Source organism: Streptomyces rubellus (genome assembly GCF_036323805.1).
In the GTDB taxonomy this organism is placed as follows: Bacteria; Actinomycetota; Actinomycetes; order Streptomycetales; family Streptomycetaceae; genus Streptomyces.
On sequence record NZ_JAZDCX010000025.1, the window covers coordinates 1 to 17,702 of the forward strand.

Consider the following 17,702-nt stretch of genomic DNA (forward strand, 5'->3'; position numbering starts at 1 on the left):
GGGGGGGGGGGGGGGGGGGCGCCGCGGGGCCGCCCCCCCCCCCCCCCACACCGGTGGATCGGACGTGCGGTCTGCCGCGGTTCTCGTGGTTTCGGTGGACCGGCGGACCGGTGCCCCGGTCCGGGTCGCTCAGACGGCGAGCGCCTGGGCGCGCCGCTTCACCTCGGTCCCGCGGTTCTCGCGCAGCGCCTGCGCCGGGGTGCCGGGCAGGGTGTCATCGGGTGTGAACAGCCACTCCAACATCTCCTCGTCACTGAAGCCGTCGTCCTTGAGCAGGGTGATGGTCCCGGTCAGCCCCTTCACGATCCGTCCCTCGCCGATGAAGTCGGCGGGAACCTGGAGCACCTTGTTCCCGACGTTTCCGCCGTCTCCGCCGTTCTCCCGGCGCACCGCGATCAGCTGCCCCTCCTTGACGAGCTGCCGTACGCGGGTCACCTCGACGCCCAGCTTCTCCGCGACATCGGGGAGGGTGAGCCAGGCCGGGACGAGAGCATCGGTCTTCGCGTCAATCTCGTTCACGGGCACAAGCCTGCCATCCGGGACCGACAGCCACTAGCGCACGGCGCTCTTCAGGGGAACGGCCGGGTCGGCGGCCCGGACCGGGTCCAGCACCGCGGCGCGCTCGATCAGCCTGCGCCCCTGGGCGATGTCCCGGGGCCGTCCCACCGCCAGCAGCGCCCGCAGCACACCGCCGCGCAGCCAGCACACCGACCAGGCGGGGCCGTCCGGGTCGCCGCGCCACAGCGGTTCGTCGCCCTCGCCGTGGTGGCCCGCGTACTGGACGAAGCGGCCGAACTGCTCGGACCAGAAGTACGGCACCGGGTCGTACGGCGGGGTCCCGGCCTCGCCCGCGGTCAGCAGCGAGGCGACCGTCCGCGGCCCGACGAGCGCGTTGTCCCAGTGGTGCACCAGCAGGCGCCGGCCGTACCGGGCCGAGGGGAAGGAGGCGCAGTCCCCGACCGCGTACACACCGGGGACGGAGGAGCGCAGCCGGTCGTCGGCGAGCACCGCGCCGAAGGCGTCCAGGGCCACACCCGAACCCGCCAGCCAGCCGGTGGCCGGGCGGGCGCCGATCCCGGCCACCACGGCCCGGGCGGGCAGCGCGGAGCCGTCGGACAGCTCCACCTCGTACGGCTGCGTGCCGCCGGGCCGCACTCCGGTGACCGTGCGCCCGGTGAGCAGCACGGCACCGGCCTCCTCGTACCAGCGGCGCAGCCGGCCGGCGACCTCGGGCGACAGTACCCCGGCCAGCGGGTGCCCGGCGGCCTCGACCACCGTCACCGGACAGCCCGCCTCGCGGGCGGCGGTGGCGAACTCCGCGCCGATCCAGCCCGCCCCGACGACCACGAGCGGCTGCCGGGCCGCGAGCACCGGGCGCAGCCGCTCGGCGTCGTCGAGAGTGCGCAGCAGATGCACCCCGGCACCGCCGCCGGGCAGGGGAACCGGCTCGGCGCCGGTGGCGAGGACCAGGTGGTCGTACGGCAGCGGCCCGGCGTCGGTGTCCAGCTCGTGGTCCGCGGGGCGCACCCCGGTGGCCGTCCGCCCCAGGAGCAGTTCCACGCCGAGCACGTCGAAGTCGACGTCGAAGGCGACATCGAATGCGGCGCCGAAGGAGTTCTCCAAGGTGCTGCCGGGGGTGCTGCCGGGGGTGGTGCCGGAACCGGCCCCGCCGGTCAGCACCGCCTTGGACAGCGGCGGCCGGTCGTACGGCCGGTGGGGCTCGGCGCCGAGCAGGGTGACCGCTCCGGGCCAGCCCCGCTCCCGCAGCTGTACGGCGGTCTGCACCCCGGCCATCCCGGCCCCGGCGATCAGGACCCGCTGCCCGCTCTGCTCGGTTCGCGCGCTCACGCGCTCACTGTAGGAGACCGCCGCGGACCGGCGCGAAGCCGCCCGGCGCGGCCGCGCTTCCGGACCGCCCTTCAGCCGCGCCGGAGCCCGCAGTAGGGTGGCGGCAGTCCGGGAACGCCAGCCGCGGCCCGGACGGCAGCAGTGGAACGACTCGCGGGAGCCCGGCGCACCGGGCTGAGAGGGAGGCTTGCGCGGCCTCCGACCGTACGAACCTGATCCGGGTCATGCCGGCGAAGGGAGGGTGCGCGCCCATGCGCGTAGTGATCATCGGCGGTGGCGTCATCGGGCTGGTCACGGCCTGGCGCACCGCGCAGCGGGGGGCGCGGGTCACGGTCGTCGACCCGGCGCCGGGCGGCGGGGCGGCGCGGGTCGCGGCCGGGATGCTGGCCGCCGTCACCGAACTGCACTACGGCGAGGAGGCCCTGCTCGCCCTCAACCTGACCTCGGCACGCCGCTACCCGGAGTTCACGGCCGAACTCTCGGAGGCATCCGGGCAGGAGACCGGCTACCGCACCTGCGGCACCCTCGCGGTCGCCCTGGACGCCGACGACCGCGCCCATCTGCGGGAGCTGCACGCGCTGCACCGGCGCTGCGGGCTGGACTCGGCCTGGCTGACCGGCCGGGAGTGCCGCAGGCTGGAGCCGATGCTCGCCCCGGGGGTGCGGGGCGGGCTGCGGGTGGACGGCGACCACCAGGTCGATCCCCGCCGGCTGACGGCCGCGCTGCTGACCGCCTGCGAGCGGGCCGGGGTGGACTTCGTCCGGCGGCGGGCCGGCCGGCTGACGGTGACCGGCGACCGGGCGGCCGGGGTGGCCCTGGAGGACGGCACCGAGGTGGCGGCCGACCGGGTCGTGCTGGCGGCGGGCAGCGAGAGCGGGCGGCTGGCGGGCGTGCCCGGTGAGGTGCTGCCGCCGGTGCGTCCGGTCAAGGGCCAGATCCTGCGGCTGCGCGTCCCGCCGGTGTACGCGCCGTTCCTCTCCCGCACCGTGCGGGCCCTGGTCCGTGGCGGCCACGTCTACCTGGTGCCGCGGGCGGACGGCGAACTGGTCCTGGGCGCCACCAGCGAGGAACAGGGCTGGGACACCACGGTGACCGCGGGCGGCGTCTACGAGCTGCTGCGCGACGCGCACGAGCTGGTGCCCGGCATCACCGAACTGCCGCTGGTGGAGACCCTGGCGGGGCTGCGTCCCGGCTCCCCCGACAACGCGCCGCTGCTCGGCCCGACCGCCCTGCCCGGCCTGCACCTGGCCACCGGCCACCACCGCAACGGGGTACTGCTCGCCCCGGTCACCGGCGACGCCCTGGCCCGGGTGCTGACCGACGGCGGGATCCCCGGGGAGATCCGCCCGTTCAGCCCCCGGCGCTTCGAGCACACGGCCCGGCAGGACGCCCCCCGGGAGAGCACCGTACAGAGGAGTCACGCGTGAGCGCACCGGTCACCATCCGCCTCAACGGGGAGCCCCGGCAGATCGCGGACGGGCTCACCCTCGACCGGCTCGTGGCCGGTCTCACCGCCGCGACCACGGGGGTGGCCGCGGCGGTCAACGAAACCGTCGTACCGCGCGGGCAGTGGCCCGCCACCGAACTCGGCGACGGCGACCGCGTCGAGGTCCTCACCGCCGTCCAAGGAGGCTGACTTCCCGCATGGCCGACGACACGTTCACCATCGGCGGCACCGCCTTCGCCTCCCGGCTGATCATGGGCACGGGCGGCGCGCCCAGCCTGGACGTCCTGGAGCGGGCGCTGCTGGCCTCCGGCACCGAGCTGACCACCGTCGCGATGCGGCGGGTGGACCCCTCGGTCTCCGGCTCGGTGCTGTCGGTGCTGAAGCGGCACGGCATCCGGGTGCTGCCCAACACCGCCGGCTGCTTCACCGCCGGGGAGGCCGTGCTCACCGCCCGGCTGGCCCGCGAGGCGCTGGGCACCGACTGGGTCAAGCTGGAGGTCGTCGCCGACGAGCGCACCCTGCTGCCCGACCCGGTGGAGCTGCTGGAGGCCGCCGAGACACTGGTGGACGACGGCTTCACCGTCCTGCCGTACACCAACGACGACCCCGTCGTGGCCCGGAAGCTGGAGGACGTGGGCTGCGCGGCGATCATGCCGCTGGGTTCGCCGATCGGCTCGGGCCTGGGCATCCGCAACCCGCACAACTTCCAGTTGATCACCGAGCGGGCGTCGGTGCCGGTCGTCCTCGACGCGGGCGCGGGCACCGCCTCGGACGTGGCGCTCGCCATGGAGCTGGGCTGCGCTGCGGTGATGCTGGCCTCCGCGGTCACCCGGGCCCAGGAGCCGGTGCTGATGGCCGAGGCGATGCGGCACGCGGTGGAGGCGGGGCGGCTGGCGTACCGGGCGGGCCGCATCCCGCGCCGCCACTTCTCCCTGGCGTCCTCGCCGGTGGAGGGGACGGCCGACCTCGACCCGGAGCGCCCGGCGTTCCGGTAGGGGCCGGCACGGCGGGGCCCGCGCGGCCGCGGCGCGTGCCCGGGCGCGCGTATCGCGCCCGGGCGGCGGTTTCGTCACCGTTCCGCTGCACTCCGGGGCGCCCGCCGCGGACCCGGGCACCGGTGCCGGGGCGGGCTCGTAGACTCTGCGCCGTGGACACCACCCTTCAGGACCCGCTGCTCGGGCACGTGCTCGACGGCCGGTACCGCGTGGACGCGCGGATCGCCGTCGGCGGCATGGCCACGGTCTACCGGGCCCTGGACACCCGGCTGGACCGGGTGCTCGCCCTGAAGGTGATGCACCCCTCCCTCGCGGTGGACGGCTCTTTCGTCGAGCGGTTCATCCGGGAGGCCAAGTCGGCCGCCCGGCTGGCCCACCCCAACGTGGTGGGGGTCTTCGACCAGGGCGCGGACGGCGGCTACGTGTACCTGGCGATGGAGTACGTCGAGGGCTGCACACTGCGCGATCTGCTGCGCGAGCGCGGGGCGCTCCAGCCGCGCGCCGCCCTGGACATCCTCCAGGCGGTGCTCGCCGCGCTGGGTGCCGCCCATCTGGACCGGCTGGTGCACCGCGACGTGAAGCCGGAGAACGTCCTGATCGGGGACGACGGACGGGTCAAGGTCGCCGACTTCGGGCTGGTGCGGGCGGTGGACCAGCAGACCTCCGCCTCCACCGGTTCGCTGCTGGGCACCGTCTCCTATCTGGCCCCCGAGCAGATCGAGCACGGCACCGCCGACGCCCGGGCGGACGTCTACGCCTGCGGCGTGATGCTGTACGAGATGCTGACCGGCGCCAAGCCGCACTCCGGCGACACCCCGGCCCAGGTGCTCTACCAGCATCTGAACGAGGACGTCCCGGCCCCGTCCGCGGCCGTGCCCGGCCTGGCCGCCGCGCTCGACGCCCTGGTCGCCCGTGCCGCCGCCCGCGATCCGCGGCATCGGCCGGCCGACGCCGTGGAACTGCTCGCCGAGGTCGGCGCGGTGCGGCGGTCGCTGACCGACGGGCAGCTCGACGTCCTGCCCCCGGCCGCCGCCGGCGGGGGCGCCGGGGCCGGGGCGGCCGGCGCCGAGGACAGCACCGCCGTCCTGTCCCGCCGCGTGCCGCGGGACACGGCGGCGGACGACTCCCTGAACCGCACCAGTGTGCTGGCCGTGCCGCCCGCGCCCCCGGGGCCGCCGGCCGGTCCGGCCGCCCGTACGGGCCGGCGGCTGCCACGCCGCTCGGTGCAGGCGGTGGTCGTCGCCGTCCTGCTGGTCCTCGGCGCGGGCCTGGGGGTGTGGTACATCAACTCCGGCCAGTTCACCCGGACCCCCGGGGTGCTCTCGATGACCGAGTCCGAGGCGAAGCGGGCCGTCGAGAAGGCCGGCCTGGACTGGAAGATCGCCCGGGAGCACAGCGAGACCGTGGCGAAGGGCCGGGTGGTCTCGACCGACCCCGGCCGCGGCGAGCGCATCCGCAGCAACGGCACGGTGACCATCACCGTCTCCCGGGGCCCGGAGCGGGTCGAGGTCCCCGACGCCAAGGGCGCGTCCCTGGCCGACGCGCGCCGCCGGATCAAGGCGGCCGGACTGGAGCCGGGCATGGTGACCAGGGAGTTCTCCGGTGAGGTGGAGCGGGGCTCGGTGATCCGCACGGAGCCGGAGGCGGGCACCGGGCGGCGGCCCGGCGCGGCCGTGGCGCTGGTGGTGTCCAAGGGTGAGCGGATCGAGGTGCCCGACGTCGTCGGACAGGACGAGGGCACCGCGCGGCAGCGGCTGACCGAGGCCGGTCTGAAGACCGAGGTGGCGCCGGAGCGGGTGTTCTCCGAGGAGGAGGCGGGCGGTGTCGCCCGGCAGTCCCCCGCACAGGGCTCGGTCGCCGCCGAGGGCGACACCGTCACGCTGACCGTCTCCAAGGGCCCGGAGCTGGTGGAGGTCCCCGGTGTGGAGGGCATGGACGAGAGCGAGGCCCGGCAGGCGCTCGAGGACGCGGGTTTCGAGGTGAAGGTCCGCAAGGTCTTCATCACCGGCACCGTCTTCGACCAGTCCGTGGACGGCGGCGAGCGGGCCCCGCGCGGTTCGGAGATCACCGTCTGGGTGCGCTGACCCGGACACGTACGGTGGTCCGGGGACGCGTGCGCTGTGAGACGCCCCATAGGACCCGGATCACTTACTAACCCCCTTAGTGGGCGCGCACGGCCGCCCAAGCGGCCGTACCCGCCGTCCGGGGCCCCGGAGAGGCCGGAGAGCCCGAGGGCTACTAGGCAGGTTAGTATTTCCGGCCTTTGTCCGGATAAGTTCCGAGCGCTAACAATGCAACGGTCGCGGCGCCGGGAGCAGGACCCGGCGCGCCCCCGCCGGCACCGGCCGGTCCGGCTGTGCGGCACCAGCGATCGGAAGAGGTTCTCCTCCCCCATGACCGTTGCCAGCGTTCTCGGCCGGCTCCGCGCGGCCGGCGCCCACAGGATCTCGGCCGTCGGCGTGGCCACCGCCACCGGCGCGGCCACCGTGGCCCTGGGCCTCGTTCCGGGCCCGGAGCCGTCCCAGGCGGCTCAGGCCGCCCCCGCGGCGGGGGCCCCCGTCGAGCTGACCGCCCCGGCCACCGGCGCCGGTCCCCTCCAGCAGGGCGCTCTCGCGGAGCGGTCGGCGACCGCCTACCAGGAGGCGCAGGCCGAGGCCCTGGAGGAGGAGCGAAAGCCCGCGGCCCGCCAGAGCGCCGGGACGGACGGGCGCGCCACCCGCTCCGCCGACCGCCCGGCGCGGGCCCGGGAGCGGGCCGCCTCCTACCCGGACAACCTCGACGGCTGGATCCGCGAGGCCCTGGCGGTCATGAAGCGCGAGGGCATCCCCGGCAGCTACGCGGGGATCCACCGCAACATCATCCGCGAGTCCAGCGGCGACCCGCGGGCGATCAACAACTGGGACATCAACGCCCGGAACGGCATCCCCTCCAAGGGCCTGCTCCAGGTGATCCCGCCCACCTTCGCGGCGTACCACGTCGAGGGCACCTCCTGGGACATCTACGACCCGGTGGCCAACATCACCGCGGCCTGCAACTACGCGGCCGACCGGTACGGCTCGATGGACAACGTCTACTCGGCCTACTGACCGGCCGGGCGCCCGCTCCCGTCCCCGCCGGCGCGACGGGCCGCCGGGCCGTTCCCGCCGCGGGCCTGGCACCCTTCGGGTGTGAGCAGCTCATCGTCCCCCTCCGCCCGGAACTCCTCCGCCCCGTCCTCCCCCCTGGGCCCCGCCCCCGCCCGCCGCGCCCGCAACCCCGTGGGCAGCCATGTCGCGGTGGCCGGCGGGCTCGCCGCCAAGGGGCTGGCCTACGCCCGCGAGATCGGCGCGGAGACCGTGCAGGTCTTCGTCGCCAATCCGCGCGGCTGGGCCACTCCGGCCGGCGACCCCCGGCAGGACGAGGCGTTCCGCGCGGCCTGCGCGGAAGAGGGCATCCCGGCCTACGTCCACGCCCCCTACCTGATCAACTTCGGCTCGCACAACGAGGCCACGGCCGAACTGTCCGTGGCCTCGCTGCGGCACTCGCTGCGCCGCGCCCGGCGGATCGGCGCCCTGGGGGTGGTGGTCCACACCGGCTCGGCCACCGGCGGGCGCGACCGCGCCACCGCACTGGCCCAGGTCCGGGAGTTGCTGCTGCCGCTGCTGGCGGAGCTGGACGCCTCCGAGACCTCCGAGGACCCCTGGCTGCTGCTGGAGCCGACCGCCGGCCAGGGTGCCTCGCTGTGCGCCCTGGCCGAGGACCTGGGGCCGTACGTCGACGCCCTGGAGCGCCATCCCCGGCTCGGCGTCTGCCTGGACACCTGTCACGCCTTCGCCGCCGGGCACGACACGGCCGCCGAGGGAGGGATGAAGGCGCTGCTGGACGAGGTGACGGCCGTGGTGGGCGAGGGACGGCTGCGGCTGATCCACGCCAACGACTCCAAGGACACCGCCGGGGCGCACCGGGACCGCCACGCGAACATCGGCGCGGGGCACATCGGGGCGGAGCCGTTCCGGGAACTGTTCCGCCACCCGGCGACCGAGGGGGTGCCCCTGGTCATCGAGACGCCGGGCGGCAAGGAGGGGCATGCCGCGGACGTGGCACGGCTGAAGGAGCTCAGGGGATGACCACATACCCCAGGGGGGTATAGACTCGACGCCGCGCGGCGGACAGCCGCCCCTTCCTGTCACGGAGGTGTCGTTCCATGTCCTCGCAGTCGTACCGCTCCTCCGAAGGACACCACGGCCACCACGGCCACACCGGTCACATGGAACACGCAGGGCACGCGGAGCACACAGGCCACCCGGATCCCGCGGGCCGGGCGGAGCACGGGGAGCACACCGTCTCCGGCACGGCCTCCTGGGCCACGGCGGCCAAGGCCACCCTGCACTGCCTCACCGGCTGCGCCTTCGGCGAGGTGCTGGGCATGGTCATCGGCACCGCCCTCGGCTGGCACACCGTGCCCACCATGGCCCTCGCCATCGTCCTGGCGTTCCTCTTCGGCTACAGCTTCACGCTCTGGGCCGTCCTGCGGGCCGGTGTCGGCCTCCGCAACGCCGTCCGGGTCGCCCTCGCCGCCGACACCGTCTCGATCACCGTGATGGAACTGGTCGACAACGGGGTCATCGCCCTGACGCCGGGCGCGCTGGACGCCCATCTCTCGGACTGGCTGTTCTGGGGTGCGCTCGCCTTCGCCTTCGCCGTCGCCTTCGTGGTGACGACCCCGGTCAACCGCTGGCTGATCGGCCGCGGCAGGGGGCACGCGGTGGTGCACCGGTACCACTGAGCGCCCCCGGGCGGACCGCCCGGGGAGCCGGACGGCGGGCACCGGGTCACGGCTCGGGACCGTCGCCCGGCTCCTCCTGGTACGAATAGCGCTGCTCCCGCCAGGGGTCACCGATGTTGTGGTAGCCCCGCTCCTCCCAGAACCCCCGGCGGTCGGCGGTCATGTACTCCACTCCCCGCACCCACTTGGGCCCCTTCCAGGCGTACAGCTGCGGCACGACCAGCCGTACCGGGAAGCCGTGCTCGGCGGTGAGCGGCTCGCCGGCCCGGTGGGTGGCGAAGACCGTACGGTCGGCCGCGAAGTCCGCCAGCCGCAGGTTGGCGCTGTACCCGTACTCGGCCCACACCATCACGTGCGTGACCTCCTCGGCGGGCGGCACCAGCTCGAGGACCGTACGGGCCCGCACCCCGCCCCACTCCACGCCCAGCATGCTGAACCGGGTGACGCAGTGCAGGTCCCCGACCACGGTCTCGTGGGGCAGCGCCGAGAACTCCTCGTGGTTCCAGCGCCGCGTCCCGCCGTCGGCGGTGGCCCCGAAGACGCGGAACTCCCAGCGTTCGGGCCGGAACCTGGGCACCGGGCCGTAGTGGGTCACCGGCCAGCCGCGCTGGAGCCGCTGTCCCGGCGGAAGCTGCGGATACTCCCCTTCGCGGCTTTCCGGCTGAACCATGCCCCCCATGGTGACAGACCCCGAAAGGCACCGATGACCACCCCACTCCCGGGAAGTCCTTCTTCCGGACAAAATCCGACAAAGTATCACTTACTGGACTGCGGTGTGCGGACGGTGCGAAGATGCGCGCATCGGCATCCCCCCACGCGGAAGGCACCCCGGCATGCAGGGCGACCCCGAGGTCATCGAGTTCCTCAACGAGCAGCTCACCGCCGAGCTGACGGCGATCAACCAGTACTTCCTGCACGCGAAACTGCAGGAGAACAACGGGTGGACCAGGCTCGCGAAGTACACGCGGGAGGAGTCCTTCGACGAGATGCGGCACGCGGAGCGCCTGACCGACCGCATCATCTTCCTGGAGGCACTCCCCAACTACCAGCGGCTCTTCCACGTCCGGGTGGGCCAGACCGTCACCGAGATGTTCCAGGCGGACCGCCAGATCGAGGCCGAGGCGATCGACCGGCTGCGGCGCGGCATCGAGGTCATGCGGACCAAGGGGGACATCACCTCGGCCAACATCTTCGAGTACATCCTCGCCGACGAGGAGCACCACATCGACTATCTCGACACCCAGCTGGAGCTGATCGAGAAGCTCGGCGAGCCGCTGTACCTCGCACAGCAGATCGAGCAGCCCGACTCGACGGGCTCCGGCCCGGGCTCCGACTGACCCGGCCCGGGATCAGGCCGCCGCGGGCGCCGGCGGCACGGCGGTCACACCGGAACCGCCCCCGGCAACCGGGGCGACGGCGCCGCCCCGCTCCTCCGCGGGAAGCCCGGCGCCCTCCCGCCGCGGACACGCGCCGCGGCCCAGCAGCCCCTGGATGCGGCGCACACAGGAGCCGCAGTCGGTGCCCGCCCGGCTCGCCGAGGCGAGCAGGCGCGGAGTACAGGCTCCGGCCGCCGCGTGCTCACGGATCTGCGCCTCCGTGATGCCGAAGCAGGAGCAGATGTACACGCGGCCACCTCCGCCGGTACGGGGTCGGACACCCACCCCGAGTGGGTGAGGTAAACCTTACCTTAGCTGTGTACCACTGTGCGCGACAGCACCGTGGGGCGCGGATCGCTGTGACCCACGCCCCACGGTGTTGTGTGCGCCGTTCTGTGCGCCTGCGGTGCCGCTACTGGTCGCGGTACATCTCCGCGACGAGGAACGCCAGGTCCAGCGACTGGCTGCGGTTCAGCCGCGGGTCGCAGGCGGTCTCGTAGCGCTGGTGCAGATCGTCGACGAAGATCTCGTGGCCGCCGCCCACGCACTCGGTGACGTCGTCCCCGGTCAGCTCCACATGGATGCCGCCGGGGTGGGTGCCCAGGCCCTTGTGGACCTCGAAGAAGCCCTTCACCTCGTCCAGCACGTCGTCGAAGCGCCGCGTCTTGTGACCGCTGGCGGCCTCGAAGGTGTTGCCGTGCATCGGGTCGCACACCCAGGCGACCTGGGCGCCGGAGGCCGTGACCTTCTCCACCAGGGTGGGGAGCCGGTCGCGGACCTTGTCGGCACCCATCCGGGTGATGAAGGTCAGCCGGCCCGGCTCGCGCTCCGGGTCCAGCCGGTCGATCAGCGTCAGGGCGTCCTCGGGCGTGGTCGACGGACCGAGCTTGACCCCGATCGGGTTGCGGATGCGGGCGGCGAACTCGATGTGCGCACCGTCCAGCTGCCGGGTGCGCTCGCCGATCCAGACCATGTGGCCGGAGACGTCGTACAGCCTGCCGGTACGGGAGTCCACCCGGGTCAGGGCGGACTCGTAGTCGAGGATCAGCGCCTCGTGCGAGGCGTAGAACTCGACGGTCTTGAACTCCTCCGGGTCCACCCCGCAGGCGTTCATGAAGTTCATCGCCCGGTCGATCTCCCTGGCCAGCGCCTCGTAGCGCTGGCCGGAGGGGGAGTTCCGCACGAAGTCCTGGTTCCAGGCGTGCACCTGGCGCAGGTCGGCGTAGCCGCCGGTGGTGAAGGCGCGCACCAGGTTCAGCGTCGCGGAGGACGCGTGGTACATGCGCTTGAGCCGCTGGGGGTCCGGGGTGCGGGCCTCGGGCGTGAACTCGAAGCCGTTCACCGAGTCGCCGCGGTACGACGGCAGGGTGACCCCGTCCCGGGTCTCGGTCGGCTTCGAGCGCGGCTTGCTGTACTGGCCGGCGATCCGGCCCACCTTGACCACGGGAACGGACCCGGCATAGGTCAGGACGGCCCCCATCTGGAGCAGCGTCTTGAGCTTGTTCCTGATCTGCTCCGCGGAGACGGCGTCGAACGCCTCGGCGCAGTCGCCGCCCTGGAGCAGGAACGCCTCACCGCGGGCCACGGAGGCCATCCGGTCCCGCAATTGGTCGCACTCGCCCGCGAAGACGAGCGGCGGATAGGACTCGAGCTCGGCGATCACGTCGCGCAGAGCCTCGGGGTCCGGCCAGTCGGGCTGCTGCGCCGCGGTCAGGTCTCGCCAGGTGTTCACACCGGCGTCGGGATTGGCGTTCACGGTCACAACCCCAGACTACGGGCTGGGCCCCGGCGGCCCGGCCACTGCTCGCTTGGTGAGACGGAGACCACCGGGACCCGGGGCCCTCGGGTAGGGTGCGGGGCATGTTCGCGCAGACGGCCGTGACGGCCGCGTCCTGGTGGTGGCCCGCTTCCCCGGCGGCCCACTGACGGCGCGTACCGCACGACCCGCGCAATCGACGAAGAGGCCGCCCGAGGGGCGGCCTCCGTCATGTCCGCCGGCGTCCCCGGCGCGCGGACCGCTCCTCCCGGCACCTCCCGGCAGGAAGGAACGCCCCGCCATGGACATCCCGAACACCCGGAGCGCCCCGGGCACCCCGCAGGCCGCCGCGGTGCTGGAACGGCTGCTGGCCGACGACTGCCCGCCCTTCGCCCTGCTGCTCAGACGCACCCCCGGACGGAACGCCGGGACCGCCGACGACACCGTCGAGGTGCTGGTCGGCCCGGTCACCGGGGTGGACCTGCTGGCCGACATCCCCCTCGGCGAGCGGCCCACCCTGGCCCTGGTGCCGTTCCGGCAGATCCGCGAGCGCGGTTTCGAGGTCACCGACGACGGCACCCCGCTGTCCGTGCTGGTGCCCGACGAGACGTACGAGCTGCCCCTGGACGCGGTGCTGGACGCGCTCCCCCGGCATCCGGTGCGCGTCACCGGCGGCGGCTTCGACATCGGTGACGCGGCGTACGAGGAGATCGTCCGCCGGGTCGTCGAGGACGAGATCGGCACCGGTGAGGGCGCCAACTTCGTCATCCGCCGCACCTACCGGGGGGTGATCGAGGACTACGGCCGCGCCGACGCGCTGGCGCTGTTCCGGCGGCTGCTGGCCGGGGAGCGCGGGGCGTACTGGACGTACGCCGTCCACACCGGGGAGCGGACGCTGGTGGGCGCCAGCCCCGAGGTCCATGTCCGCATGAGCGGCGGGACCGTGGTGATGAACCCGATCAGCGGCACCTACCGCTATCCCCCGCAGGGCCCCTCGGTGGCGGGCCTGCTGGACTTCCTCGGCGACCGCAAGGAGACCGAGGAACTGTCGATGGTCGTCGACGAGGAACTGAAGATGATGTGCACCGTCGGCGACATGGGCGGGGTGGTGGTCGGGCCGCGGCTGCGGGAGATGGCCCATCTGGCGCACACCGAGTACGAGCTGCGCGGCCGCAGCACCCTGGACGTGCGCGAGGTGCTGCGCGAGACGATGTTCGCCGCGACCGTCACCGGCAGCCCGGTGGAGAACGCCTGCCGGGTCATCGGCCGCCACGAGAGGGGCGGCCGCGGCTACTACGCGGGCGCGCTGGCCCTGCTCGGCCGCGACGGGAACGGACAGCAGACACTGGACTCCCCCATCCTCATCCGCACCGCCGACATCGACGCGGCCACCGGAGCCCTGCGGGTGCCGGTGGGCGCCACGCTGGTGCGCGCCTCCGACCCGGCGGGCGAGGTCGCCGAGACCCATGCCAAGGCGGCCGGGGTGCTGGCCGCGCTGGGCGTGCGCGCCGCTCCGGCGCGCCCGGCGGAGCGGGCCGGGCAGACGGGAGCGGCGGTACGGCCGCGGCTGGCGGACGACTCCCGGGTGCGCGCCGCCCTCGACTCCCGGCGCGCCGGTCTCGCCCCGTTCTGGCTGCGGATGCGCACGCCCGCCGCACCGCCCGCCGGACACGGCCCCGGCCGGGGCGAGGCGCTGGTCGTGGACGGCGAGGACACCTTCACCTCGATGCTGGCCCACCTGCTGCGCTCCACCGGCCTGACCGTGACGGTGCGGCGGTACGACGAACCGGGGCTGTACGAGGCGGCGCTCGGCCATCCGGGTCCGGTCGTGCTCGGCCCCGGCCCCGGTGATCCGCGCGACTCCGCCGACCCCAGGATGCGGCTGCTGCGCTCGCTCGCCGCCGGACTGCTCCGCGGCCACCGGCACGGACTGCTCGGCGTCTGTCTGGGGCACGAGCTGATCGCGGCGGAGCTGGGCCTGCCGCTGGTCCGCAAGGACCAGCCGTACCAGGGCGCGCAGGAGCGGATCGACCTGTTCGGGACGGTGCGGACCGTGGGCTTCTACAACTCCTACACCGCCCGCTGCGACGAGGCGGCGGCCCGGGCACTGGCCGCGCGCGGCGTCGCGCTGAGCCGCGACCCCGGCAGCGGGGACGTCCACGCGCTGCGCGGCCCCCGTTTCGCGGGTGTGCAGTTCCATCCGGAGTCGGTGCTGACCCTCCGGGGCTCGGTGATCGTGGCGGAGCTGCTGGCGGCGGCCGCCCCGCGGGAGCCGGTCTGAGGGAACCGGCCCGACGGCGCCCGCGGCCGTGCCCCTCCCGGGGCACGGCCGCGGGGCCGGCCGGTCAGCCGAAGAAGACGCTCGCCTCCTCGTACAGCGCCGGATCGACCGTCTTCAGCGTGGAGGTCGCCGCGGCCAGCCGCGCCCGGGTGATCCGGGTGCCCTGCAGGGCGATCATCGAGCCCCAGTCGCCCTCGTGCACCGCGTCGATGGCGTGCAGTCCGAAACGGGTGGCCAGCCAGCGGTCGAACGGGCTGGGCGAGCCGCCGCGCTGGATGTAGCCGAGCACGGTGGTGCGAGCCTCCTTGCCGGTGCGCCGCTCGATCTCCCGGCCGAGCCACTCGCCCACACCGGAGAGCCGGTCACGGGGGCCGCCGTCCGGCGGCGGGGTGACGCCGTGCAGGGCGATCTCGCCGCTGTCGGGAAGGGCGCTGTCGGCGATGACGACGATCGGGGCGTAGGTGGCCTTGAAGCGGGACTCGACCCACTCGCACACCTGCGCCACGCCGAAGGGCCGCTCGGGGATCAGGATGCAGTTGGCGCCGCCCGCCAGCCCCGCGTGCAGGGCGATCCATCCCGCGCTGCGCCCCATCACCTCGACCACGAGTACCCGCTTGTGGGACTCGGCGGTGGTGTGCAGCCGGTCGATGGTCTCGGTGGCCACCCCGACGGCGGTGTCGAAGCCGATGGTGTAGTCGGTCAGGGGGATGTCGTTGTCGATGGTCTTGGGGACGCCCACCAGGGGGACGCCGTGGTCGTCGGCGAGCCGGGCGGCGGCGGTGAGCGTGGCCGTCCCGCCGGCCACGACCAGCGCGTCCACCCGGTGCCGGGCGAGGGTGCCGAGCATCCGGTCGAGTCCGTCGTCCGCCCGGAAGGGGTCGGTGCGCGAGGAGCCGAGGATGGTGCCGCCGCGGGGCAGGGTGCCGCGCACCGCGGGGATGTCGAGCGGCACCGTCTCGTCCCGCAGCACACCGCGCCAGCCGTCGCGGAAACCGATGAACTCGTCGCCGTACTCCTGCACGCCCTTGCGGACGATCGCGCGCAGCATCGCGTTGAGCCCGGGGCAGTCACTGCCGCCGGTCAGCACTCCGACCCGCATGAGATTCCCTTCTCCGCCTGGATTCCGGTTCCGGCCCGAACCGGTGTCTCCCGCCGGTTTCCCGCAACCGACGCCTCCCACCGGCTGTTCGCCGCGCGGATCACGCTAGCGGGGCGCGGGCCGGACGGCGGCGCGGAACGCCGGACGGTGGCGCGGCACCGGTCAGGCGTCGTCCAGGCCGCGCTCTATCGCGTAGCGCACCAGCTCCACCCGGTTGTGGAGCTGGAGCTTGCCGAGGGTGTTCTGCACGTGGTTCTGCACGGTGCGGTGCGAGATGACCAGCCGTTCGGCGATCTGCTTGTACGACAGCCCCTTGGCGACCAGGCGCAGCACCTCGGTCTCCCGTTCGGTCAGCCGCGGCGCGTCCGGTTCGTCGGACCCGCCGGGCCGTCCGGAGGAGTGCTCGCCGGCCAGCCGCCGGTACTCGCCCAGCACCAGCCCGGCCAGCCCCGGGGTGAACACCGGGTCCCCGGCGGCCGTCCGGCGCACCGCGTCCAGCAGTTCCGCGGTGCTGGCCGACTTCACCAGATAGCCGGTGGCCCCGGACTTCACCGCCTCCAGTACGTCCGCGTGCTCGCCGCTGGCGGAGAGCACCAGCACCCGGGGCGCGGCGGCGGAACCGGTCCCGGAACCGGAGCCGACGAGTTGCCGGCACACCTCCACCCCCGGCAGTCCGGGCAGGTTGAGGTCGAGGACCAGCACGTCCGGCCCGGTCGCCTTCGCCCGGCGCACGGCCTGGGGGCCGTCCCCGGCCGTGGCCACCACCTCGAAACCGGCCTCGGACAGATCCCGGGCGACCGCGTCCCGCCACATCGGATGGTCGTCGACGACCATCACCCGCACCGGCCGGCCGTCCCCTGGCTCACTGGATTCGCTGGTCATCTCCTGGGCACCCTCAGCTCGACTTCCGTTCCCTGTCCCGGCACCGACACCCACTCCGCGCTGCCGCCCAGCTCCCGCAGCCGGCCTCGGATGGACAGTGCCACCCCCAGCCGGCCCTCGGCCTCGGCGGCCGCCAGCCGGCCGGGCGGGATGCCGGGGCCGTCGTCCCGTACGGTCACCACCACCGCGTCCGGTTCGTCCTCCAGCAGGATCCAGGCCCGGGCCTCCTCCCCGGACGGCCCCCGCGCGTGCGCGCGCACATTGTCCAGGGCGGCGCCGACCGCCGCCGCCAGTCCCCCGGCGGCCGCCGCGGGCAGCGGCACCGGTGCGCCCGGTTCCGCGAAGGACACCCGGGGGCCGGAGAAGGCGGCCAGCAGCGGCCGTACGTCACGGGCCCCGGCACCGTCCGCGCCCGCGTCGTCCCCTCCGGTGCCGGTGCCGGGGAACGCCGCGCCGCGGGGGGCGCCGGCGGAAGCGCCGGCCGCCGCCGCGGCGGGGACGGCCGCGCCGCGGGGCGCGGGGATCCCCGGCGCCACTCCGCTGGAGACCAGGGAGCGCAGCGCGGCCTCCTGCTCCCCGGCCATCCGTCCCAGTTCGGCCGCCTCGCCGCCGACGGCGGCCCCCCGGCGCTGCACCATGGCCAGCACCTGGAGCACGCTGTCGTGGATGTCGCGGGCCAGCCGCTCCCTCTCCCGGGTGGCGGCCTCGATCCGCAGCGCCCGGGCCAGGGTCCGCTCACTGGCCCGGGCCACCTCGGCGACATAGCCGATGGCGATGCTGGCGATGCACACCAGCAGCACGTTGTGCACGGTGTCCTCGGCGAGGCCGCCCACCGTCACGTTCGCGGCACCGACCAGTACCGAGGCGCCGGCCGCCCAGCGCCAGCCGTTCCTGATGGCGAAGCCGAGCACCGCGCCGGCCGTCCAGATGGTCGGCAGGGTGGGGCCGCCCGCCTCGATGCGCTCGGCGGTGTCCACCACCGGGGTCAGCAGGATCCCGGTGAGGGCGACGGAGAGGTCGGCCACCAGGAAGGGCAGGGTGCAGCGCTCGGCGGAGGAGACCCGGCGGACGGTCGCGAGCGTCCACAGGGCGAGAAGGGCCAGGTAGGCGCCCGCGCCGAGGGGGTGGGTGTACTCGTCGTACGCGTAGGCGTACAGCGCCAGCGCGTACCCCGCGGTGAGCACCCGGTAGCCGGTCAGCGCGCTCCACAGCGGCTGCTCCACCGACATCCTCGCGGTCATCGAACCCCCCGA

Annotated in this window: 17 protein-coding genes and 1 riboswitch; of the genes, 9 read left to right on the plus strand and 8 right to left on the minus strand. The window is 74.4% G+C overall.

The annotated features are described in order from the left end of the window. Window positions 1-129 precede the first annotated feature (129 nt). Both V1L54_RS24120 and V1L54_RS24125 read right to left on the minus strand, forming a co-directional pair. On the minus strand, window positions 130-519 hold the full coding sequence (locus V1L54_RS24120) for an Rv2175c family DNA-binding protein (RefSeq protein WP_330120213.1): 390 nt from the start codon (window positions 517-519) through the stop codon (window positions 130-132). Between the two features lie 33 nt (window positions 520-552). Next, complete coding sequence (locus V1L54_RS24125) at window positions 553-1,848, minus strand: NAD(P)/FAD-dependent oxidoreductase (protein ID WP_330120214.1); 1,296 nt, start codon at window positions 1,846-1,848, stop codon at window positions 553-555. Window positions 1,849-1,991: 143 nt separating this feature from the next. Next, a riboswitch (TPP riboswitch) is annotated at window positions 1,992-2,104 on the plus strand. Between V1L54_RS24125 and thiO the strand changes: the two genes are divergently transcribed. From thiO to V1L54_RS24160, 7 genes are all read left to right on the plus strand, one after another. Continuing rightward, window positions 2,100-3,275: a glycine oxidase ThiO gene (gene thiO, locus V1L54_RS24130; protein ID WP_330120215.1), complete on the plus strand. Its 1,176-nt coding sequence runs from the start codon at window positions 2,100-2,102 to the stop codon at window positions 3,273-3,275. Its footprint overlaps the riboswitch before it by 5 nt. Further along, on the plus strand, window positions 3,272-3,484 hold the full coding sequence (thiS, locus tag V1L54_RS24135; protein WP_330120216.1) for a sulfur carrier protein ThiS: 213 nt from the start codon (window positions 3,272-3,274) through the stop codon (window positions 3,482-3,484). The genes thiO and thiS overlap by 4 nt, the downstream gene beginning before the upstream one ends. Window positions 3,485-3,492: 8 nt before the next feature. Then, window positions 3,493-4,290, plus strand: a complete 798-nt coding sequence (locus tag V1L54_RS24140; protein ID WP_330120217.1) for a thiazole synthase — start codon at window positions 3,493-3,495, stop codon at window positions 4,288-4,290. A gap of 152 nt (window positions 4,291-4,442) precedes the next feature. After that, window positions 4,443-6,374, plus strand: coding sequence for a Stk1 family PASTA domain-containing Ser/Thr kinase (gene pknB, locus V1L54_RS24145; protein ID WP_330120218.1), 1,932 nt, complete (start codon window positions 4,443-4,445; stop codon window positions 6,372-6,374). A 309-nt stretch (window positions 6,375-6,683) separates the two neighbouring features. Continuing rightward, window positions 6,684-7,376, plus strand: coding sequence for a transglycosylase SLT domain-containing protein (locus tag V1L54_RS24150; RefSeq protein WP_330120219.1), 693 nt, complete (start codon window positions 6,684-6,686; stop codon window positions 7,374-7,376). A gap of 81 nt (window positions 7,377-7,457) precedes the next feature. Beyond that, complete coding sequence (locus V1L54_RS24155) at window positions 7,458-8,396, plus strand: deoxyribonuclease IV (RefSeq protein ID WP_443076774.1); 939 nt, start codon at window positions 7,458-7,460, stop codon at window positions 8,394-8,396. A gap of 77 nt (window positions 8,397-8,473) precedes the next feature. Continuing rightward, window positions 8,474-9,055 carry a DUF4396 domain-containing protein gene (locus V1L54_RS24160; RefSeq protein ID WP_330120220.1) on the plus strand — a complete coding sequence of 194 codons (582 nt, stop codon included), beginning with the start codon at window positions 8,474-8,476 and terminating at the stop codon, window positions 9,053-9,055. 46 nt (window positions 9,056-9,101) lie between these two features. Here the strand turns inward: V1L54_RS24160 and V1L54_RS24165 are convergent, their stop codons facing one another. Continuing rightward, window positions 9,102-9,725: a sulfite oxidase-like oxidoreductase gene (locus V1L54_RS24165; RefSeq protein ID WP_330120221.1), complete on the minus strand. Its 624-nt coding sequence runs from the start codon at window positions 9,723-9,725 to the stop codon at window positions 9,102-9,104. A gap of 163 nt (window positions 9,726-9,888) precedes the next feature. On the opposite strand from V1L54_RS24165, the gene bfr reads away from it, so the two are divergent. Continuing rightward, window positions 9,889-10,392: a bacterioferritin gene (bfr, locus tag V1L54_RS24170; protein WP_330120222.1), complete on the plus strand. Its 504-nt coding sequence runs from the start codon at window positions 9,889-9,891 to the stop codon at window positions 10,390-10,392. A 12-nt stretch (window positions 10,393-10,404) separates the two neighbouring features. Here the strand turns inward: bfr and V1L54_RS24175 are convergent, their stop codons facing one another. Together V1L54_RS24175 and V1L54_RS24180 are read right to left on the minus strand one after the other, a co-directional pair. Then, on the minus strand, window positions 10,405-10,680 hold the full coding sequence (locus V1L54_RS24175; RefSeq protein ID WP_330120223.1) for a (2Fe-2S)-binding protein: 276 nt from the start codon (window positions 10,678-10,680) through the stop codon (window positions 10,405-10,407). Window positions 10,681-10,843: 163 nt separating this feature from the next. Continuing rightward, window positions 10,844-12,193, minus strand: coding sequence for a class II 3-deoxy-7-phosphoheptulonate synthase (locus V1L54_RS24180; RefSeq protein ID WP_330120224.1), 1,350 nt, complete (start codon window positions 12,191-12,193; stop codon window positions 10,844-10,846). Window positions 12,194-12,488: 295 nt separating this feature from the next. On the opposite strand from V1L54_RS24180, the gene V1L54_RS24185 reads away from it, so the two are divergent. Further along, a complete protein-coding gene (locus tag V1L54_RS24185) occupies window positions 12,489-14,468 on the plus strand; it encodes an anthranilate synthase family protein (protein WP_330120225.1) in 1,980 nt (659 codons plus the stop codon). A gap of 64 nt (window positions 14,469-14,532) precedes the next feature. On the opposite strand, the gene V1L54_RS24190 is transcribed toward V1L54_RS24185, so the two are convergent. From V1L54_RS24190 to macS, 3 genes are all read right to left on the minus strand, one after another. After that, entirely contained in the window at window positions 14,533-15,567 is a 1,035-nt protein-coding gene (locus V1L54_RS24190) for an ATP-dependent 6-phosphofructokinase (protein ID WP_330120226.1), read from the minus strand. Window positions 15,568-15,729: 162 nt separating this feature from the next. Then, window positions 15,730-16,449 carry a response regulator gene (locus V1L54_RS24195; RefSeq protein WP_330120227.1) on the minus strand — a complete coding sequence of 240 codons (720 nt, stop codon included), beginning with the start codon at window positions 16,447-16,449 and terminating at the stop codon, window positions 15,730-15,732. Beyond that, window positions 16,446-17,690, minus strand: coding sequence for a MacS family sensor histidine kinase (gene macS / locus V1L54_RS24200; RefSeq protein ID WP_330120228.1), 1,245 nt, complete (start codon window positions 17,688-17,690; stop codon window positions 16,446-16,448). Before macS ends, V1L54_RS24195 begins: the two co-directional genes overlap by 4 nt. Between the last annotated feature and the right edge of the window lie 12 nt (window positions 17,691-17,702).

Excerpts from the sequence above, each read along its gene's own strand:
- thiO (WP_330120215.1), top strand. The coding sequence starts at position 2,100 with ATGCGCGTAGTGATCATCGGCGGTGGCGTCATCGGGCTGGTCACGGCC.
- V1L54_RS24140 (WP_330120217.1), top strand. The coding sequence starts at position 3,493 with ATGGCCGACGACACGTTCACCATCGGCGGCACCGCCTTCGCCTCCCGG.
- V1L54_RS24150 (WP_330120219.1), top strand. The coding sequence starts at position 6,684 with ATGACCGTTGCCAGCGTTCTCGGCCGGCTCCGCGCGGCCGGCGCCCAC.
- V1L54_RS24160 (WP_330120220.1), top strand. The coding sequence starts at position 8,474 with ATGTCCTCGCAGTCGTACCGCTCCTCCGAAGGACACCACGGCCACCAC.
- V1L54_RS24165 (WP_330120221.1), bottom strand. The coding sequence starts at position 9,725 with ATGGTTCAGCCGGAAAGCCGCGAAGGGGAGTATCCGCAGCTTCCGCCG.
- bfr (WP_330120222.1), top strand. The coding sequence starts at position 9,889 with ATGCAGGGCGACCCCGAGGTCATCGAGTTCCTCAACGAGCAGCTCACC.
- V1L54_RS24185 (WP_330120225.1), top strand. The coding sequence starts at position 12,489 with ATGGACATCCCGAACACCCGGAGCGCCCCGGGCACCCCGCAGGCCGCC.
- V1L54_RS24190 (WP_330120226.1), bottom strand. The coding sequence starts at position 15,567 with ATGCGGGTCGGAGTGCTGACCGGCGGCAGTGACTGCCCCGGGCTCAAC.
- V1L54_RS24195 (WP_330120227.1), bottom strand. The coding sequence starts at position 16,449 with ATGACCAGCGAATCCAGTGAGCCAGGGGACGGCCGGCCGGTGCGGGTG.
- macS (WP_330120228.1), bottom strand. The coding sequence starts at position 17,690 with ATGACCGCGAGGATGTCGGTGGAGCAGCCGCTGTGGAGCGCGCTGACC.